Source organism: Gordonia shandongensis DSM 45094 (assembly GCF_000423025.1).
In the GTDB taxonomy this organism is placed as follows: Bacteria; Actinomycetota; Actinomycetes; order Mycobacteriales; family Mycobacteriaceae; genus Gordonia; species Gordonia shandongensis.
Map to the genome: position 1 here is coordinate 67458 of NZ_AUHE01000018.1, position 17649 is coordinate 85106.

A 17649-nucleotide genomic window follows, 5' to 3' on the forward strand; every position below is an offset into this window, starting at 1 on the left:
GACGCCATGAGCACCGCCGCACCTCGTCGCGTCCTGTCCGGGATCCAACCCACCAGCGACTCCTTTCACCTCGGAAACTATCTCGGTGCGGTGCGCCAGTGGGTGCAGCTCCAGGACGAGTACGACGACGCGTTCTACTTCATCCCGAACATGCACGCGATCACGGTCCCGTTCGAGCCGGAGGTGCTGCGCGAGCGGTCACGACGCTCGGTCGCCCAACTGCTCGCGGTGGGTCTCGACCCGTCGAAGGCCACGATCTACCTGCAGTCGGACGTCCCGGAGATCTCGCAGCTGACCTGGGTGCTGACGTGCCTGACGGGGTTCGGCGAGGCGAGCCGGATGACGCAGTTCAAGGACAAGTCGGCGCGCGGCGGCCTCGACTCCGCCGGTGTCGGACTGTTCTCGTACCCGATGCTGATGGCGGCCGACATCCTGATCTTCGACGTCGACGACGTTCCGGTGGGTGAGGACCAGCGCCAGCACCTGGAGCTCACCCGCGACCTCGCCCAGCGATTCAACAAGCGGTTCGGGAAGTCGTTCACCGTGCCCGACGCGAAGATCGTCCGCGAGTTCGCGAAGATTTACGATCTGCAGAATCCGGTCGCCAAGATGAGCAAGTCCGCGGACTCGGACGCCGGATTGATCAATCTGCTCGACGACCCCAAGAAGTCCGCCAAGAAGATCCGCTCGGCGGTCACCGACAACGACCGCGTGGTCGCATTCGACCGGGAGAACAAGCCGGGCGTCTCGAACCTGCTGACCATCCAGGCGGCACTGACCGACCGGGGCATCGACGAAATCGTCGCCTCCTATGACGGCAGGGGCTACGGTGACCTGAAAGTCGACACCGCCGACATCCTCACCGAGTTCGTCACGCCGCTGCGCAGCAGGGTCGACGAGATCCTCGCGGACCCGGGACACCTGGACGCGATTCTCGACGACGGCGCGGCCCGGGCCCGCGACGTCGCGTCGGTGCGGTTGGCCGACGTGTACGAGAGGGTGGGATTCGCCCGTCGCCGAGCGTGACCTGACGCCGGCGACAGTCTCACCAGGACCTGATCGACGAAGGGAACCATGGATCGCGTCAAGGCGCTCACCGCGCAGGCCAAGGCTCTGTACGAGAACCTCCTGGAGCGATGGACGTGGCTCGCCCACGTGCTCAGGATGCTGGAGTGGTACACGGAGCGGCGGGGCAACGCGTACGCCGCCGCGATCAGCTTCACCGGAATCCTCGCGATGGTCCCGATCCTCATGGTGTCGTTCTCCGTGGGCGCCTTCGTTCTCGCGTGGAACCCCGAACTCCTCGACACCGTCACCGACGCCGTCGTCGACGCGGCGCCCGGTGAACTCGGAAAGCAGCTCAACTCGGTGATCGACTCCGCCATCGCGTCGCGCACCACGGTCGGTGTGATCGGTCTGGTCACCGCGTCCCTGACCGGCATCGGCTGGATGGGGCTGCTGCGGACCGCCCTCACCGAGATGTGGGGCGGGCGGCTCAAGACGAACGCGGTCATCAAGAAGCTCTACGACCTGGCGATGTTCGTGGTTCTCGGCCTGATGTTCGTGGCGACGATCGGCCTCACGGTTGTCTCCACCGGGCCGTTCGGAAAGCAGATCATGGAGTTCCTCGGGCTCGAGGAGACCACGGTCGGCTCGCTGCTGCTGCGGGTGGCCTCGATCCTCGTCTCGGTGGCCGCCACCTGGGCGTTGTTCATCGTGGTCCTCAAGGTCCTCCCGCGCAACGGGCTCTCCGTCTCGGCGATCCTCTGGCCGGCGCTGGCGACGGCGGTGATCTTCGAGATCCTCAAGTCGGTGGGTGGAATCTATCTGCGGTCGGTCCTGAGCAGTCCCGCCGGCGCCGCATTCGGCCCGATCATCGGTGTGATGGTCTTCGCCTACCTCGCCTCGCGGATCGTGCTCTACAGTGCCGCCTGGTGCGCGGCGGACACCCGCAACGAGGGCTACATCATCGACGACGAGATGGAGTCGCGGCAGCCCGACCCGACCCCGGTGGTCCTGGCTCCGGTCTACGAGGCGCAGCCGCAGCGCGAAGCGCGACGGCTCGTCACGGCCGCCGGGGTGGGCGCGCTCGCCGCCGGTCTCGCGGGGGCCGCGGGTCTGCGCCGCCGCCGCGACTGACGGTCGACCCCGCCGCCCGGTCGACCCCGCCGCCCGGTCAATCCCGCCGCCGCGACCGCACGGTGAGCAACCAGACGGCGCCGGCGGCGGCGAGCACCGCGGCCACGGCGCCGACGGCGATCCACACGCGTCCCGACGACGCGGAGTCGTTGGCCGACGCGGTCTTCGTCTCCGGCGCGTGCAGCGGCGACCGCTGCGAGTCCTCGTCGACCGCGAGGGACCCCACCGAGACGTCGCGGGGTGCGGCGAAACCGTAGTCGAGCATCCGCTCGGCCTGGTCGAAGTACGAGTTGCCGGCGTAGTTGAGCCCGTACATCTGGACGATGAGCACCGACCGGCCGTCCCGCGTCACCGCGCCGACGAACGTCTTGCGGGCGTCGTCGGTGAAGCCGGTCTTGCCGCCGAGCATGCCGGGGTAGCCGTCGCGCAGCAGGGAGTTCGACGTGCCCATCGTGTATCCCGGGTGGTCCTCGTCGCCGGGGACGTCCTTCTGCTTGGGGTACCCGGGGAACTCGTAGGTCCGCAGCGCGATCATGTGGCGGAAGTCTGCATTGCGCATGGCCTCCCGGAAGATGAGCGCCAGATCGTACGGAGACGTCGACATGCCGGCGGCGTCGAGCCCCGACGGGCTGGCCGCCCGGGTGTCGCGGGCGCCGAGGTCGGCGGCCTTCCGGTTCATCTTCTCGAGGGCGGTCGGCACGCCGCCGAGCTCACGGGCCAGGATGGCGGCGCAGTCGTTGCCGGAGACCATGAGGAGCCCGGTCATGATGTCGCGCAGCGTGTAGCGGCCGCCCGGGCCGACTCCGCACGAGTCGCCCTCGGCCGTCCAGTCCTCGGCGGTCGCGGTGACGGTGGTGTCCAGATCGATCTCCTCGAGCGCCGTGAGCGCCAGGAGCACCTTGATCGTGGACGCCGGACGGTATCGGCCGTGCGGATCCTTCGCGGCGATCACGTCACCGGAGTCGAGGTCGGCGATCAGCCAGCCGGCGGAGGTCAGCCCGGACGGGACGTCGCCGGCGGCGGGGTCGGTCACCAGACCGCAGCCGGCGAGCCGCTCACCGCCCACGGCGGGCGTCGGCACGGGGAGCGGCGTCGGTGTCGTCTGTCCCGCGGGGACGACCTCCGAGGCGTCGACCGCGGGCGGCGTGCTCGTCCGGTGCGGACAGTCGTCGGTGGCGGGGGTGGTCATCGGGACGGTGGTCGGATCGAGTCCGGCCGTCGGCTCGGCCGATGCGGCGCCCGCACCCGAGAGCAGCGTGCTCGCCACGACGGCCGCCGCGGCGAGCACGGCCGCGGGCGGGTACGGCGAACGAATGGTGGTCGTGAGAATCCGCATGATGGGGGTCACCATACCGGGCGCGGCGTGACTCACCCGATCGACGGACCCGGACACACGACACCGCCCGCGGCCGATGACGGCCGCGGGCGGAGTCTGGGCTGCAGAGAAGGTCTCTAGCGGGCGAACATCAGTGCACGCTTGACTTCCTGGATCGCCTGGGTCACCTGGATGCCGCGGGGGCACGCGTCGGTGCAGTTGAACGTGGTGCGGCAGCGCCACACACCGTCGACGTCGTTGAGGATGTCGAGCCGCTCGGCGGCGCCCTCGTCACGGCTGTCGAAGATGAAGCGATGCGCGTTCACGATCGCGGCCGGACCGAAGTAGCTGCCCTCGTTCCAGAACACCGGGCAACTCGTGGTGCAGCACGCGCACAGAATGCACTTGGTGGTGTCGTCGAACCGTGCGCGGTCCTCGGGCGACTGCAGGTTCTCGCGCGTCGGCTCGTGGTTCTCACCGCTGGTCACCAGGAACGGCTTGATCGCGCGGTAGGCGTCGAAGAAGGGCTCCATGTCGACCACGAGGTCCTTCTCCACCGGGAGCCCCTTGATGGGCTCGATGGTGATCGTGAGCTCCTTGGACGGATCCTTCGGCAGCATGTCCTTCATGAGGATCTTGCAGGCCAGCCGGTTGACGCCGTTGACACGCACGGCGTCCGAGCCGCACACGCCGTGTGCGCAGCTGCGTCGGAAGGTGAGCGTGCCGTCGAGGTACCCCTTCGTGTACAGCAGGAGGGTCAGCAGGCGGTCGGACGGGAGCGCCGGCACGCGGAAGCTCTCGAAGCCCTGGGCGTCGGGATCCTCCGGGTTGAAGCGGTAGATCTTCAACGTGACCATCGTCGCCTCCGGCGGCACCGGGGGTGCGACATTGGCATTGTTCTCGATGGTGGCAGTCATCAGTACTTCCGCTCCTTCGGCTCGTAGCGAGTGATGACGACGGGCTTGTAGTCGAGCTCGATGTCCGAGATCAGTCCCTCGCCCTTCTTGTAGGCCATGGTGTGGACCAGGAAGTTCTTGTCGTCGCGGTCGGGGTAGTCCTCGCGGGCGTGGCCGCCGCGGGTCTCCTTGCGGTTGAGCGCACCGACGACGGTGACCTCGGCCAACTCCAGCAGGAATCCCAGCTCGATGGCCTCCAGGAGGTCGGAGTTGAACCGCTTGCCCTTGTCGGTGACGGTGAGGTGGTCGTAACGCTCCTTGAGCGCGCGGACGTCCTCGAGCGCCTTGGTGAGCGTCTCCTCGGTGCGGAACACCGCGGCGTTGTCGTTCATCGTCTGCTGCAGCTCGGTGCGGATCGCCATGACGTTCTCGTGACCGTGATCGCTGAGCATCTGGGCGATCCAGTCCTGGACCATCCCGTCGGGGTTGTCCTCGAGCTCCACGAAGTCCGACTCGTTGGCGTACTCCGCGGCGGCGAGGCCGGCGCGGCGGCCGAAGACGTTGATGTCGAGCAGCGAGTTGGTGCCGAGACGGTTGGCGCCGTGCACCGAGACGCACGCGCACTCACCGGCGGCGAACAGGCCGTGGACCACCTGGTCGTTGTTCGCCAGGACCTGTCCGTTGATGTTGGTGGGGATGCCGCCCATCACGTAGTGACAGGTCGGGTACACCGGGACGAGCTCCTTGACGGGGTCCACGCCGAGGTAGGTGCGCGAGAACTCCATGATGTCGGGGAGCTTGGCCATCAGCGTCTCCTCCGGGATGTGGCGGACATCCAGGTGGACGTAGTCCTTGTTGGGGCCGCAGCCGCGGCCTTCGAGGACTTCGAGGACCATCGACCGGGCGACGATGTCGCGGGGTGCGAGGTCCTTGATGGTGGGGGCGTAGCGCTCCATGAAGCGTTCGCCGCTCTCGTTGCGCAGGATGCCGCCCTCACCGCGGACGCCCTCGGTGATGAGGATGCCGAGGCCGGCCAGACCCGTCGGGTGGAACTGGTGGAACTCCATGTCCTCCAGCGGCAGACCCTTGCGGAATACGATGCCCATGCCGTCACCGGTGAGGGTGTGGGCGTTGGAGGTGACCTTGTACATGCGGCCCGAGCCGCCGGTGGCGAACACGATCGACTTCGCGTGGAAGACGTGGATCTCGCCGGTGGCCAGCTCGTAGGCGACGACGCCGTTGGCGACGGGCTCGCCGTTCTCGTCGGTCGTCATGTTGATGTCGAGCGCGTAGAACTCGTTGTAGAACTCGACGTTGTGCTTGACGCAGTTCTGGTACAGGGTCTGCAGGATCATGTGGCCGGTGCGGTCGGCGGCGTAGCAGGCGCGACGGACCGGCGACTTGCCGTGATCACGGGTGTGGCCGCCGAATCGACGCTGGTCGATCTTGCCTTCGGGCGTGCGGTTGAACGGGAGGCCCATCTTCTCCAGGTCGAGGACCGCGTCGATGGCCTCCTTGGCCATCAGCTCGGCCGCATCCTGGTCGACGATGTAGTCGCCGCCCTTGACCGTGTCGTAGGTGTGCCACTCCCAGTTGTCCTCCTCGACGTTCGCGAGGGCGGCGCACATGCCGCCCTGGGCGGCGCCGGTGTGGGAGCGGGTGGGGTAGAGCTTGGTCAGGACTGCGGTCCGGGCGCGGGGCGCGGCTTCGAGAGCGGCGCGCATCCCGGCGCCGCCGGCGCCGACGATGACCACGTCATAGCGGTGTTCCTGCATTGGTTTTCAGTTCTCCTTAGCTGCTGGCGCCGAAGGTCAGGATCGCGTAGGTGCCCATGATCAGCACGAGGATCATGGAGAGGGCGAGCAGGACGTTGAGCCAGAAGCGGGTCGAGTCCTTGCGCGAGTAGTCGGCGATGACGGTGCGGACGCCGTTGCCGCCGTGCAGCTGGGCGAGCCAGAGCATGGTGAGGTCCCAGATCTGCCAGAATGGCGACTTCCAGCGATCGACGACGAAGCCGGCGTCGATGCGGTGCACGCCGTCGTCCAGCATCAGCATGATGAACATGTGGCCGAACGTGAGGATGATCAGGGCGATGCCCGAGAAGCGCATGAACAGCCATGCGTTCTTCTCGAAGTTGCCGCGGTTGCGGACGCGCGGAGCGTTCGGTGCGTCCAGGCTGGCCGGGCGATCGTACGAGGTGCCGAGGGTCTTGACTTCAGTCATTGGTCTGACGCTCCTTTAGAACGCGTGGGTGAACAGGAGCTGGAGCATGCGCACGGCTCCGGCGATGAACGCGATCGCGAAGATCGTGAGGATCACCCAGAGCAGCTGGCGCTGCAGCCTGGCACCCTTCGACCAGAAGTCGATCAGGATGACGCGCAGGCCGTTGAGCGCGTGGTAGAGCACGCAGAAGACCAGCCCGATCTCCATGAGACCGATCAGCGGCGTCTTGTAGGTGTTGATCACCTCGGTGTAGGTGTCCTGGTTCACCCGGATGACGGCGGTGTCGAGCACGTGAACGAACAGGAAGAAGAAGATGGTCACGCCGGTGATGCGGTGCAGCACCCAGGACCACATGCCAGGGTCGCCCCTGTACAGAGAGCGCTTACGCACCGGTGCCGGTGCAACCTCGGTGGGGGTGCTCATCGCGAAACTACGCCTCCAGTGTCGTCGACTCATTGGATGGGGCCGCTGGCGATCGGGAAGGTCGCGGGGGACCCAATGCACCTGACTCTAAACCTAAGCTGAGTCCGGTCGTAAATTGCCTGAGCAATGTGATCAAACTCCACACTTTTAATTAGGTGTGCCTTACCTTTAATGGCGGACGGGAAAGATGGGCGAAATGGCCGACGAAATCGATGTCGCACAATTGCGTGACACCGCAAAAGCCGTGATGACCAGGGCGTATGCACCTTACTCGCGGTTCAGTGTCGGTGCGGCCGGCATCACATCGACCGGGCAGATCGTCTCCGGTGCCAATGTGGAGAACGTCTCATACGGTTTGGGCGTGTGCGCGGAGGTCTCGATGGTGTGTTCCGCGGTCGCCGCCGGTGCACTCGGAACGACCGACGACGCACCGCGCCCCACGCTCCGGGCCGTGAGCGTCTCCGACGGCCGCGGCCACGTGCTCACCCCGTGCGGACGCTGCCGCCAGGTGCTCCGCGAATTCGGCGGAGACGACCTCCTCGTCGACACCGCCGACGGGCCGCGTCGACTCGGGACCCTGCTGCCCGACGCCTTCGGGCCCGACCATCTGCGGGACGCGGCGCGCCCGGCGACCGCACACCGCCCGGAGACCGGCCGATGAGCCGCACCGACCCCGTCGGGATCATCACCGCGAAACGCGACGGCGCCGACCTCGACGACGAGCAGATCCGCAGCGTGATCGCCGGATACACCGCGGGAACCGTCGCACCGGAACAGATGTCGGCGCTCCTGATGGCCATCGTCTGGCGCGGTCTGACCCGGCGGGAGACGGCCACGTGGACCCGATCGATGATCGACACCGGCGTCCGCCTCGACTTCTCGGACCTGCGCCGCGACGGCCGTCCGCTCCCGACCGTCGACAAACACTCCACCGGGGGAGTCGGCGACACCGTCACCCTCACGCTGACCCCGCTCATCGCCTCCCACGGCGTCGCGGTCCCGCAACTGTCCGGTCGCGGACTCGGACACACCGGCGGCACCCTCGACAAACTCGAATCGATCCCCGGCTGGCGGGCCGACGTCGACGTCGACGAGATGCGCGCACTGCTGGAACGCACCGGAGCGGTCGTGTGCGCGGCCACCGCCGACCTGGTGCCCGCCGACCGGCTGCTCTACGCGCTGCGCGACGTGACCGGGACGGTCGCCTCCGTCCCGCTGATCGCGGCGAGCATCATGAGCAAGAAGATCGCCGAGGGCACCTCCGCCCTGGTCCTCGACGTCAAGGCGGGATCCGGCGCATTCATGACCTCCCTCGACGACGCCCGGCGGCTCGCCGAGATCATGGTGGCGCTCGGCGGCGACTCCGGAGTCCGGACCTCGGCGCTGATCACCGACATGTCCGCACCGCTCGGACGTTCCGCAGGCAACGCCGTCGAGGTCGCCGAGGCGCTCGAGGTCCTCGCCGGCGGCGGCCCCGCCGACATGGTCGAGCTGACCCTCGCGCTCGCCGCGGAGATGCTCGACGCCGCCGGTCTGTCCGACGTCGACCCCGCCGAGCATCTCGCCGACGGCCGGGCCATGGACTCCTGGCGGGCGATGATCGCCGGTCAGGGCGGCGACCCCGACGCACCCCTGCCCACACCCCGCCACACCCACGACGTGCTCGTCGCCGCCGACGGAGTCCTCACCGGTCTGGACGCCCTCGCGGTCGGGGAGGCGGCCTGGCTGCTCGGTGCGGGGCGCAGTCGCCCCGGCGACGCGGTGTCGTCCACCGCCGGAGTCACCTGGCACGCCGGAATCGGGGATCCCGTCCGGCGGGGCGCACCGCTGCTCACCCTGCACACCGACGATGAGGAGACGATCGATGCGGCAGTGCGGGCGCTGTCGGACGCGGTGACGATCGGGGAGCGTGCGGACACGGCGGCGCCGCGATCGCGGATCCTCGACCGGGTCGCCCCGGGCGGAACCGTCAGGACGCGGTGACTCGCGCTCGATGGGCGCGCGGCAGCGGCAGACCCCGGTCGGCGAGCACCGCGCGCAGGCGGGTCGGGTAGTCGGTGATGATCCCGTCGACACCGTGGTCGAGCTGGGCGATCATGTCGGACCGCTTGTTGACCGTCCACGGGATCACCCGGAGCCCCGCCGCGTGCGCGCGAGCCACCAGTGCGGCGTCCGACAGCGTGAAGTTCGGCGACAGGACGTCGAAGCCGGCATCTCGGACGGCGGCGACCACATCCCCGCCCCACCGGCGGTAGTCGACCGGACCGAGCCACACCGAACCGGGCTTCCATGTGCTCTCGTCGTACAGCGCGACGAGCGGAACACCCGGGGCGCGGGCCGCCACGAGCGGCAGACTGCGCCAATCGAAACTCTGGATCTCGACTCGGTCGAGGACGTCGGCGCGACGGACCTCGCGGAGGATCGTCGACACGAACTGCTCCGGAGTGGCGCTCCGCGACCGGGCCTGTGCCTCGATCTTGGTCTCGATGTTGAACCGCACCCGGTTGCCGCGATACGTCGCAGCGAGGTCGAACAGCTGACGGAGCGTGGCGATCCGATTGCCCCGCACCCGCTCGGCGGTGGGGAAGTCGGCCAGTCGACGGTCGCAGACCAGCGTGCTGATCTGTCGGTAGGTGAGGTCGTGGACGTCCTTGCCGACATACGGGAAGCTGCGGTCGCCGAACGACGCGGGAACGGTGTCGCGGCACTTGTCGGCCGAGATCTCCGGGTCGTGCCACACCAGCGGCACACCGTCGCGCGTCAGGACGATGTCGAGTTCGAGCGTCGTGACCCCCAGCTCGATGGATCGGGCGAAACCGTACAGGGACTCCTCGGTGTGCTCACCGCGACCACCGCGATGCGACTGCAGATCGATCGCACCGTCGGGGGCGGCTGCGGCGAACGACGGCGGGACGCAGCACGCGATCGTCACGGCGATCAGCGCGGTGGTGAGGCGGCACAGACGGGATCTCATGGCCGGGACGCTAATCGGGCCGGATGACGGCGCGGTGACCGCGGGGTGACCACCGGGTCAACGCCGCCGATCGGCGCTACCGTCGGAGACCATGACGTCCACTGGGGAACCCATCACCCTCGACCGGTGCCGACTGGCGCCCAAAGTCCTCCTGCACGACCACCTCGACGGGGGTCTGCGCCCGTCGACTGTCCTCGACCTCGCCCGTGCGGACGGTTACCGCCGGCTGCCCGCCGACACCGCAGACTCGCTGGCCCGCTGGTTCGCGACGGCCGCCGACAGCGGCTCGCTCGACAGATACCTGGAGACCTTCGAGCACACGGTCGGCGTCATGCAGACCGCGCCGGCGCTGGAGCGGGTCGCCCGCGAATGCGTCGAGGACCTGTGGGCCGACGGCGTGGTCTACGCCGAGGTCCGCTTCGCACCCGAACAGCATCTCGAGCGCGGCCTGAGTCTCGACGAAGTGGTCGAGGCCGTGCTGCGGGGCGTCGACGAGGGGCAGCGGCAGGCCGAACGCGACGGTCGACCGATCATCGTGCGGGTCCTGGTGACCGCCATGCGTCACGCGGCACGATCCCGGGAGATCGCCGACCTCGCCGTCGCCTACCGCGACCGCGGCGTGGTCGGCTTCGACATCGCCGGCGCCGAGGCGGGCAACCCGCCGAGCAGGCACCTGGACGCCTTCGAATACCTGCGGGCGCAGTGCGCGCACTTCACGATCCACGCCGGGGAGGCGTTCGGGCTGCCGTCGATCCACGAGGCCGTCGCATTCTGCGGAACCGACCGGTTGGGGCACGGGGTCCGCGTCATGGACGACGTGACGATCCCCGACGGCGCTCGACCCGGCGATCCGGAGTTCGCCGACGCTCGGCTGGGGCGCGTCGCCGCGTACGTGCGCGACAAGCGCATCCCGCTGGAACTGTGCCCCAGCAGCAACGTCCAGACCGGCGCCGTCGCGTCGCTGGCCGACCACCCCTTCGACGTGCTGGCGGCACTGCGATTCCGGGTGACCGTGAACACCGACAACAGGCTGATGAGCGACACGACGATGAGTCGGGAGTTCATGGTCCTCCACGACCAGTTCGGCTACGGGTGGACCGATTTCGAACGCTTCACCGTCAACGCGATGAAGTCGGCGTTCCTCGGGTTCCCCGAACGCCTGCGCATCATCGACGACGTGGTGAAACCCGGCTTCGCCGTGCTGCGGGGCTGATCGGCGGCCGACCGCCGATCAGCCGCGTCGGACCAGGCGCTCCTCGAAATCGTGCACCAGCGCCCGCCACACCTCGGCCTCGTTGTCGAACGGGCCGGACGGCGCCAGCCGTTTGGGGTCCGGATGCGCGGCGTAGTCGACGAACCAGCCGAGCGGCGTGGTGGTGGCCAACGCCTCGTTGACCGAGTCGATGCCCGCGTAGTCGCCGGCGTCGAGCAGCAGTTCGGCGGCCAGATCGACCTGTTTGGCGTCCACGCGACGGGGTCCGTCGAGGATGTCCTCGTCGATGCCCTGCAGCGCGTACGTGTTGTCGGGCAGGACGGGGTACTCGATCTCCCCGGTCTCCGCCATGTCCCGGACCTCGCCGAACGTCGCCAGTTTGGCCAGGTCGTGATCGTCGTTGTCGGCCAGGAAACGGGTCAGTGCGCGCTCGGAGCCGAACCCGAAGATCGTGCCGCGACGACCGAGGAAGAGCGGATCGTCGTCCAGGTAGCACCGCAGGGTCAGGAACTCTCCACCGTCGGTGTAGATCCGGATCGGGTCGATGCCGATCGCGCCCCAGAACTCGTCGACGTCGTCGTCATCATCGTCGTCGTCGGAGTCGTCGTCATCACCGTCGTCATCATCACCGTCGTCGGATTCGTAGAGGGGGTCGATCGAGTCGAACTCCGGCTCGTCCTCGTCCTCCGCCGATGCGGCGGCGGCGATCTCGTCGTCGGCCACCTGCACGGCATCCGAATCGACGTCGGGCACCGTCACCACGTCGTCGAGCGCGTCGATCACGTCGTCCCAATGCTTGGCGATGAGGCGGCCGATGCGGACCCACAGGTCGATGCCCTCGCGGCCGTCGAAGTTGGTGGTCCCGACGGTGACGGCGCCGAGGATCGGGTTGCCGTTGAACACCTTGGTGATCGGGGTCAGCTCGCAGACCTCACCGATGATGCGGACGATCTCCAGCGCGTCCTCGAGCTCGGCGAGGACCTCCGGGCGGGGATCCTCGGCGGCGAGTTCGGGCACCCCGATGAGGTCGTAACTGTGCCGGTCGTCGGGTACCAGCTCCGCAGCCTGAACCTTCTTGATGAGCTCCCACGCCGGGTGGTCCGCGAGGTCGTTCTCGTCGTCGGTGCGAACGAACGCGACCAGCTCGGCGGCGTTGGGGAACGCGTAGAGGTCGTCCTCGAGCCCGAGGAGCGCCTCCCACTCGTCGTCGCCCTCACGCCACCGTGGAGCCCACAGCGTGAAGAAGTTGCCCTCGGTCAGTCCGAGTTCGATGGGAACGATGTCACCGGCCATGATCACAGAGCGTAATCACAATCCGATCGGAATGCCGAGTGACCCCGCCCCAAGTGCTCCCGGGGCGGGGCCGACGGCTGCTCGAACGACTACATCGACGGTGACATGGACGGCTTCATCGACGGCGCCATCGAGTCGCCGGGCGCCATCGAATCGCCGGGCATCATGCTCTTGTCCGGCGCCATGCTCTTGTCCGGGGACATGTGGTCCGACGGCATCATCTGGTCCGACGGGGTCATCTGGTCCGACGGGGTCATCTCGGACGTCGGCGACATCATGTCCGACGACGGCGTGTCGTCGGAGGAGTCCGAATCGCTGCACGCGCCGAGCAGCGCGATCAGGGCGGCGGCGCAGGCGGCCGTCAGCGCGGCGCCGGTACGGCGGGTCTTCCTGTTGGTCCGAATGTTCACGGTGGTTCCCTTCCTCGTCGGTCGTGGGACGCGGACTGCGCCCTCAACGGTGATTCGGTGCCGCGGATCTCACGGATGGGTGCCAATCCGGGGGACGTTCGGTGTCGAATCGACAGTGTGAGGACGTTGAACGATTCACCGCCGGGGCAGGCCGCCACCCCCGAGGACCTGCTCGTCGCGGTGGCGGCCGGCGACCGGTCCGCGTACACGGAGCTCTTCGACACGCTCGGCCCCCGCACGCTCGGGCTCGCCCGCCGCGTCGTCGGGAGCCGGGCGCGCAGCGAGGAGGTCTTCCAGGAGGCGTGGCTCCAGGTGTGGCGCACCGCGTCGAGTTACGACCCCGCGCGGGGCAGCGCGTCGGCGTGGATCACGACCCTGGTGCACCGCCGCGCGGTCGACACCGTGCGACACGATGTGGCCGAGCACCGCCGCGATGAGCGGTTCGAGTCGGCCCGGGCCCCGGCGTTCGACTCGGTGAGCGACGACGTCGTGGCCCGTGACGAGCGGACGAGGGTGCGGGCGTGTCTGGAGACCCTCACGACCAGACAGCGCGAGGCGATCGATCGCGCCTACTTCGGTGGTCTCACCTACCGCGAGGTGGCGACGTCGCTCGCAGTGAATCCCGCGACGATCAAGACGCGGATCCGCGACGGCCTGGAACGACTGCGCACGTGCATGGGAGGTGTGATCGATGGGTGACCACCCGAACGATCTGCTCGCGCTGTACGCGCTCGACGTCCTCGACGAGGTCGAGGCGGCGCGCGTGCGACGGCATGTGCACGCCTGCGCCGACTGCGACGAGGAGGTCGCGATGTGGCAGGAGGAGGCGGCACGACTCGGTGACCGGGCGGTCGAGGTGCCCCCGGATCTGAGACGGCGGGTTCTGGCGGCCGTCGACGCCGACCCGACCGGCCGGCGGTCGGCCGGGTCGGTGCGGCTGCTGCGCGGTCGCCGAGCGGTCGCGGCGGCAGCGGTGGTGCTCGTCGCGGCCGGCGGCGGCGTGGCGGCGTGGCGGATTCTCGACCGGAACGCCGATCCGGCGTCGTCGTCGGTGACGGCGAGCGACGCGATGATGGACAAGGTGCTCAGCGCCCCCGACATGCGGAAGGCGACGGGCCCGATCGGCGGCGGCGAGGTGAAGGCGATGTATGCGCCGTCGCAGCGGGCGACGGTGGTGACGGCCGAGAACCTGCCGCCGGCACCCGACGCGATGGGCTACCAGGTGTGGATCACGGTCGGCGGGCGCATGAAGTCGGCGGGCATGGTCACCGGCGGCGACTCGTCGAGCGTGTTGATGACCGACATGGATCGGCCTGCCGACGTGTCGGTGTCGGTGGAGCCGATGAGCGGGTCGTCCGCACCGAGCTCACCGATGCTGGTCTCGTTCCCGATGCCGTGACCGGCCAATCCGGGGTCGGCGTCGTGACGAATCCTCGGTGACGGGCCGGCAATGCGGTCCGCGACGGCGAGGGAGTCGATCACGATGCTGGCAATGATCCTGGTGGGGTTGGTGGGCGGACTGGTGACCGGTGTGTCGCCGTGCGTCCTGCCGATGATTCCCATCATCTTCGTGACCGGGGCCGACTCGGCGGGCGCGGGCCGGCCTCGGGCGCGGGCGGTGGCGATCATCGCCGGTGTCGCGGTGAGCTTCAGCTTGATCACCCTGTTGGGAACGCTGCTGTTGGCGGCGCTGGGGCTCCCGTCCGGTGTGTTGCGGTGGACGGGGATCGTCCTGTTGGCGCTCATCGGGGTGGGGATGATGGTTCCCGCGGTCGCGCACCTGCTGGAACGGCCTTTCGCACGGATTCCGGGGTGGGCGCCGACCGGACGCGGTGGCCGGCTGGCTCCGTTCGTGCTCGGTCTGGGTCTGGGAACGCTCTACGTCCCGTGTGCCGGTCCGGTGCTCGCTGCGATCGCCGTCGCGGGCGCCACCGGTCATATCGGGTGGGGGACCGTGGTGCTCACGGTGTCGTTCGCGATCGGCGCGGCCACACCGCTGGCGATCTTCGCTGTGGCCGGCGCATCGCTGTCGGCGCGTCTGGCCGCGTACCGGAGCCGCCAGCGGGCGTTCCGCGCGGTGGGCGGCGTGATTCTCATCGGGCTCGCCGTGGCGCTCGTCTTCGACGCCCCGACGCGCCTGCAGCAGGCCATCCCCTCGTACACCTCGGCGATCGATCGGGCGTTGTCGCAGTCCGACGCCGTGAACGACGCTCTCGGCCGCAGTGCGGGCGGCGCCGCCGACTGCACGGGCAGCGGGTCGGGCCTCTCCGACTGCGGACCGGCTGCGGGTTTCGACGGCGGCGGCCGCTGGTTCAACACGCCCGAGGGGCGGCCGTTGACGCTCGACGGTCTCCGGGGGCGGGTGGTGCTCGTCGACTTCTGGACGTACTCGTGCATCAACTGTCTGCGCGACGGTCCGCATGTGCGGAGCTGGTGGTCGGCGTATCGGAAGGCCGGGCTGGAGGTCGTCGGTGTCCACACTCCGGAGTTCGCGTTCGAGAAGGACGCGGGCAATGTGGCGTCCGCGATCGCCGACGAGCACATCGGGTATCCGGTGGTGCAGGACAACGATTACGCGATCTGGAACGCGTACCAGAATCGGTATTGGCCGGCGAAGTATCTCATCGACGCGGAGGGCCGCGTCCGTGCGGTCGGTTACGGCGAGGGCGGCTACGAGCAGATGGAGTCGCGGATCCGGAGTCTGCTGCGGGAGGCGTCGCCGGGTGTCGATCTGCCGGCGCCCGTCAGCGGGGCCGACGACGACACGGCTGTGACGGGTCATCGGTCGCCCGAGATGTACCTCAACCCGTTGCGGGCGGGTGACGCCTACCGCGGAACCGGTGACCTGCGGGAGGGGACGGGCGATTTCGCGTTCGGCGCGCGGCAGCCCGACGACTCGTTCGGGCTGTCGGGACGTTTCGAGGTGTCGGGGGAGTCGGTGCGCGCTGTGCATGATGCGCGGGTCCGGGTGGCGTCGACGGCGTCGACGGTGAATGCCGTGCTCGGCGGCCGCGGCCGCGTCGTGGTGCACGTTCCGGGGGCCGCCGATCGCATCGTCGACGTGTCGGGTCCTCCGCGGCTGTACACCCTTGCGATGGGCGACGACGCGCGGCGGGAGGCCGTGCTCGATCTCGCCGACGGGGTGAGCGTCTACACGTTCACCTTCGGGTGACGGTCGAGCCTAACGCGTCCAGGTGAGCGTTTTGCCGCGAGCGAGGTACGTCAGGTTCATCTCATGTGTCGAGTACCCCTGTTCTGGCCGTCGTGACGAGTTCAGCCCGAACACATCGCCCTGCTTTCATCAGCTATCCATGCCGCCGCGCAGCTTCCCGACCGAATCGAACCCTGACCACTCGTCTACACGCCTCGTTCGGTGACCAACCGACGGTCGAACCACCCGATTTCGACCTCCCAGATATGGACACTGAGGACACTGTCGGCGATCTTCGCGGCGAAGGACTCCGCCCCGGCCCGATCCGAGAACACCCCGCGGGGATCCGCATCAAAGTCGAGATCCCACCCCACGACCGGATGGTCCTGCGGTCCTCCGTTCTCGAAAACCACATACACGCGACCGCTGTCGACGGGACCATTCTTACTGGGGTGAACGGTCTGAGGATAACTCCAGCAGACGATCCGATCAGAGTCGATCTGACCTGCGATAAAGATTTCATCGTCGCGGTCTGCCGCGATTCCCGCGAACACTGTTTTGAGTGTGGTCTCATCCCGGGCAAGGATCACTTGGACCGTTTTCGGTCTTCTTTTTTTCCACAACAGCCTTCACCCCCTCCGACAAACTCATCCGTCACAACGTTGGCGTACAGATTCTGTGCGCACGCGATATCGATCCCACCGACGGCGTCCCCTTGACGCTAGCTTCCAATCCGAATCAGTCGCCATCGACGCTGCCGTCCCGCGTTCACCGCGGCCGATAGAAGCCCTCGAAGGTGTGGTCGAGATTGGTGGTCCGGACCGGGTTCACTTGAACTGGATCTCCGGCTTCGATCATCTGGTCGTTGCCCACGTACATCGCGACGTGACCCGACCATACGGCGAGGTCGCCGGGTTGCAGATCGGCCTGCGACACCTGGAATCCGGCCGTGTCCTGATCTTGCGCCAGACGCGGGATCTCCAGTCCCGCCTGCCGGTAGGCCCACTGGGTGAGGCCGCTGCAGTCGAACCCGCCGGGTTCCGTTCCACCCCACACGTACGGGGTGCCGCGCATCGACAACGCCGCACGCACGGCCTTCGCCGCCCGCTGGTTGGGTGCGTACGCCACGGACCCGTCCGGCAGGGTGATCGGGATCCGCCCCGGCGCCGTCGAGTTCCCATCGAGTGCCGTCGCTCCGGGCGGGGCCGTATCGGCGGGCGCTTGGAAACGCCCCAACTGCGCGGTGTCGCGAGCCAGCTCGTCTCGGGCCCGTGCGATGACCTGCATCCCGCGGGCGATGTGATCGGCCGCGAGCGGAACCAGCGCGGCCAGACCCGCAGGCGTCGTGACCGCCGGAACCGTGGACGCCGCCGCGACGAACGACTCGACCAGCGCATTGAGTTCGGTGTTGGCCGCGCGGACATGCCCCGCGGCGGACTCGATGAGGGCGGCGAGGTCGGCACCCGACTCACCGACCGTCTCATCGGCTCGCCCCACCCGGTCGGCGGCGGCCGCCGCCGCGTCCCCGCCGACCCCGTGCCATCCGGCCCGCGCCGCGGCCGCACTGCGCGCCGCATCGTCGCCCGCCGCCGTCAACGCGGTCCGCGTCCCG

At 68.6% G+C, this 17649-nt stretch carries 18 protein-coding genes; 8 read left to right on the forward strand and 10 right to left on the reverse strand.

Annotated elements, in window-relative coordinates; all coding sequences use genetic code 11:
* The first annotated feature begins 6 nt into the window (after positions 1-6).
* Positions 7-1026, forward strand: coding sequence for a tryptophan--tRNA ligase (gene trpS, locus G528_RS0113610; RefSeq protein WP_035720104.1), 1020 nt, complete (start codon positions 7-9; stop codon positions 1024-1026).
* 48 nt (positions 1027-1074) lie between these two features.
* Positions 1075-2139, forward strand: a complete 1065-nt coding sequence (locus G528_RS0113615; protein WP_026919449.1) for a YhjD/YihY/BrkB family envelope integrity protein — start codon at positions 1075-1077, stop codon at positions 2137-2139.
* Positions 2140-2176: 37 nt separating this feature from the next.
* On the opposite strand, the gene G528_RS17605 is transcribed toward G528_RS0113615, so the two are convergent.
* From G528_RS17605 to sdhC, 5 genes are all read right to left on the reverse strand, one after another.
* Positions 2177-3475, reverse strand: a complete 1299-nt coding sequence (locus G528_RS17605; protein ID WP_156890452.1) for a D-alanyl-D-alanine carboxypeptidase family protein — start codon at positions 3473-3475, stop codon at positions 2177-2179.
* Between the two features lie 116 nt (positions 3476-3591).
* Positions 3592-4371 (reverse strand): succinate dehydrogenase iron-sulfur subunit, encoded by a 780-nt coding sequence (locus G528_RS0113625; protein ID WP_026919450.1) that lies wholly within the window; start codon positions 4369-4371, stop codon positions 3592-3594.
* Complete coding sequence (gene sdhA, locus G528_RS0113630; RefSeq protein WP_026919451.1) at positions 4371-6125, reverse strand: succinate dehydrogenase flavoprotein subunit; 1755 nt, start codon at positions 6123-6125, stop codon at positions 4371-4373. The genes G528_RS0113625 and sdhA overlap by 1 nt, the downstream gene beginning before the upstream one ends.
* Positions 6126-6141: 16 nt before the next feature.
* A complete protein-coding gene (locus G528_RS0113635) occupies positions 6142-6573 on the reverse strand; it encodes a succinate dehydrogenase hydrophobic membrane anchor subunit (protein ID WP_026919452.1) in 432 nt (143 codons plus the stop codon).
* 15 nt (positions 6574-6588) lie between these two features.
* Positions 6589-6996: a succinate dehydrogenase, cytochrome b556 subunit gene (sdhC, locus tag G528_RS0113640; RefSeq protein ID WP_084638227.1), complete on the reverse strand. Its 408-nt coding sequence runs from the start codon at positions 6994-6996 to the stop codon at positions 6589-6591.
* A gap of 196 nt (positions 6997-7192) precedes the next feature.
* Here sdhC and G528_RS17610 point away from each other — a divergent pair, with 196 nt between their 5' ends.
* Positions 7193-7657: a cytidine deaminase gene (locus tag G528_RS17610; RefSeq protein ID WP_051198847.1), complete on the forward strand. Its 465-nt coding sequence runs from the start codon at positions 7193-7195 to the stop codon at positions 7655-7657.
* Entirely contained in the window at positions 7654-8979 is a 1326-nt protein-coding gene (locus tag G528_RS0113650) for a thymidine phosphorylase (protein WP_026919454.1), read from the forward strand. The genes G528_RS17610 and G528_RS0113650 overlap by 4 nt, the downstream gene beginning before the upstream one ends.
* Here G528_RS0113650 and G528_RS17615 read toward each other — a convergent pair.
* Complete coding sequence (locus tag G528_RS17615; RefSeq protein ID WP_035720106.1) at positions 8966-9970, reverse strand: glycerophosphodiester phosphodiesterase family protein; 1005 nt, start codon at positions 9968-9970, stop codon at positions 8966-8968. The two genes, G528_RS0113650 and G528_RS17615, sit on opposite strands and share 14 nt — an antisense overlap.
* A 91-nt stretch (positions 9971-10061) precedes the next feature.
* Here G528_RS17615 and G528_RS0113660 point away from each other — a divergent pair, with 91 nt between their 5' ends.
* Entirely contained in the window at positions 10062-11183 is a 1122-nt protein-coding gene (locus G528_RS0113660) for an adenosine deaminase (protein ID WP_026919455.1), read from the forward strand.
* Between the two features lie 18 nt (positions 11184-11201).
* Here the strand turns inward: G528_RS0113660 and G528_RS18740 are convergent, their stop codons facing one another.
* On the reverse strand, positions 11202-12476 hold the full coding sequence (locus tag G528_RS18740; RefSeq protein ID WP_026919456.1) for a hypothetical protein: 1275 nt from the start codon (positions 12474-12476) through the stop codon (positions 11202-11204).
* Positions 12477-12565: 89 nt separating this feature from the next.
* Positions 12566-12886: a hypothetical protein gene (locus G528_RS18265; protein ID WP_084638228.1), complete on the reverse strand. Its 321-nt coding sequence runs from the start codon at positions 12884-12886 to the stop codon at positions 12566-12568.
* A 117-nt stretch (positions 12887-13003) separates the two neighbouring features.
* On the opposite strand from G528_RS18265, the gene sigK reads away from it, so the two are divergent.
* The 3 genes from sigK to G528_RS0113685 all read left to right on the forward strand — a co-directional run bounded on the left by sigK (position 13004) and on the right by G528_RS0113685 (position 16058).
* On the forward strand, positions 13004-13585 hold the full coding sequence (gene sigK, locus G528_RS0113675) for an ECF RNA polymerase sigma factor SigK (protein WP_245569782.1): 582 nt from the start codon (positions 13004-13006) through the stop codon (positions 13583-13585).
* Positions 13578-14285, forward strand: coding sequence for an anti-sigma factor (locus tag G528_RS0113680; RefSeq protein WP_026919459.1), 708 nt, complete (start codon positions 13578-13580; stop codon positions 14283-14285). Before sigK ends, G528_RS0113680 begins: the two co-directional genes overlap by 8 nt.
* Positions 14286-14369: 84 nt before the next feature.
* Positions 14370-16058, forward strand: a complete 1689-nt coding sequence (locus tag G528_RS0113685) for a cytochrome c biogenesis protein DipZ (RefSeq protein WP_026919460.1) — start codon at positions 14370-14372, stop codon at positions 16056-16058.
* 185 nt (positions 16059-16243) lie between these two features.
* On the opposite strand, the gene G528_RS18490 is transcribed toward G528_RS0113685, so the two are convergent.
* Positions 16244-16591 carry a hypothetical protein gene (locus G528_RS18490; RefSeq protein ID WP_156890453.1) on the reverse strand — a complete coding sequence of 116 codons (348 nt, stop codon included), beginning with the start codon at positions 16589-16591 and terminating at the stop codon, positions 16244-16246.
* A gap of 214 nt (positions 16592-16805) precedes the next feature.
* The coding region (locus tag G528_RS0113695; protein ID WP_026919462.1) for a C40 family peptidase at positions 16806-17649 on the reverse strand (844 nt) is incomplete at its 5' end.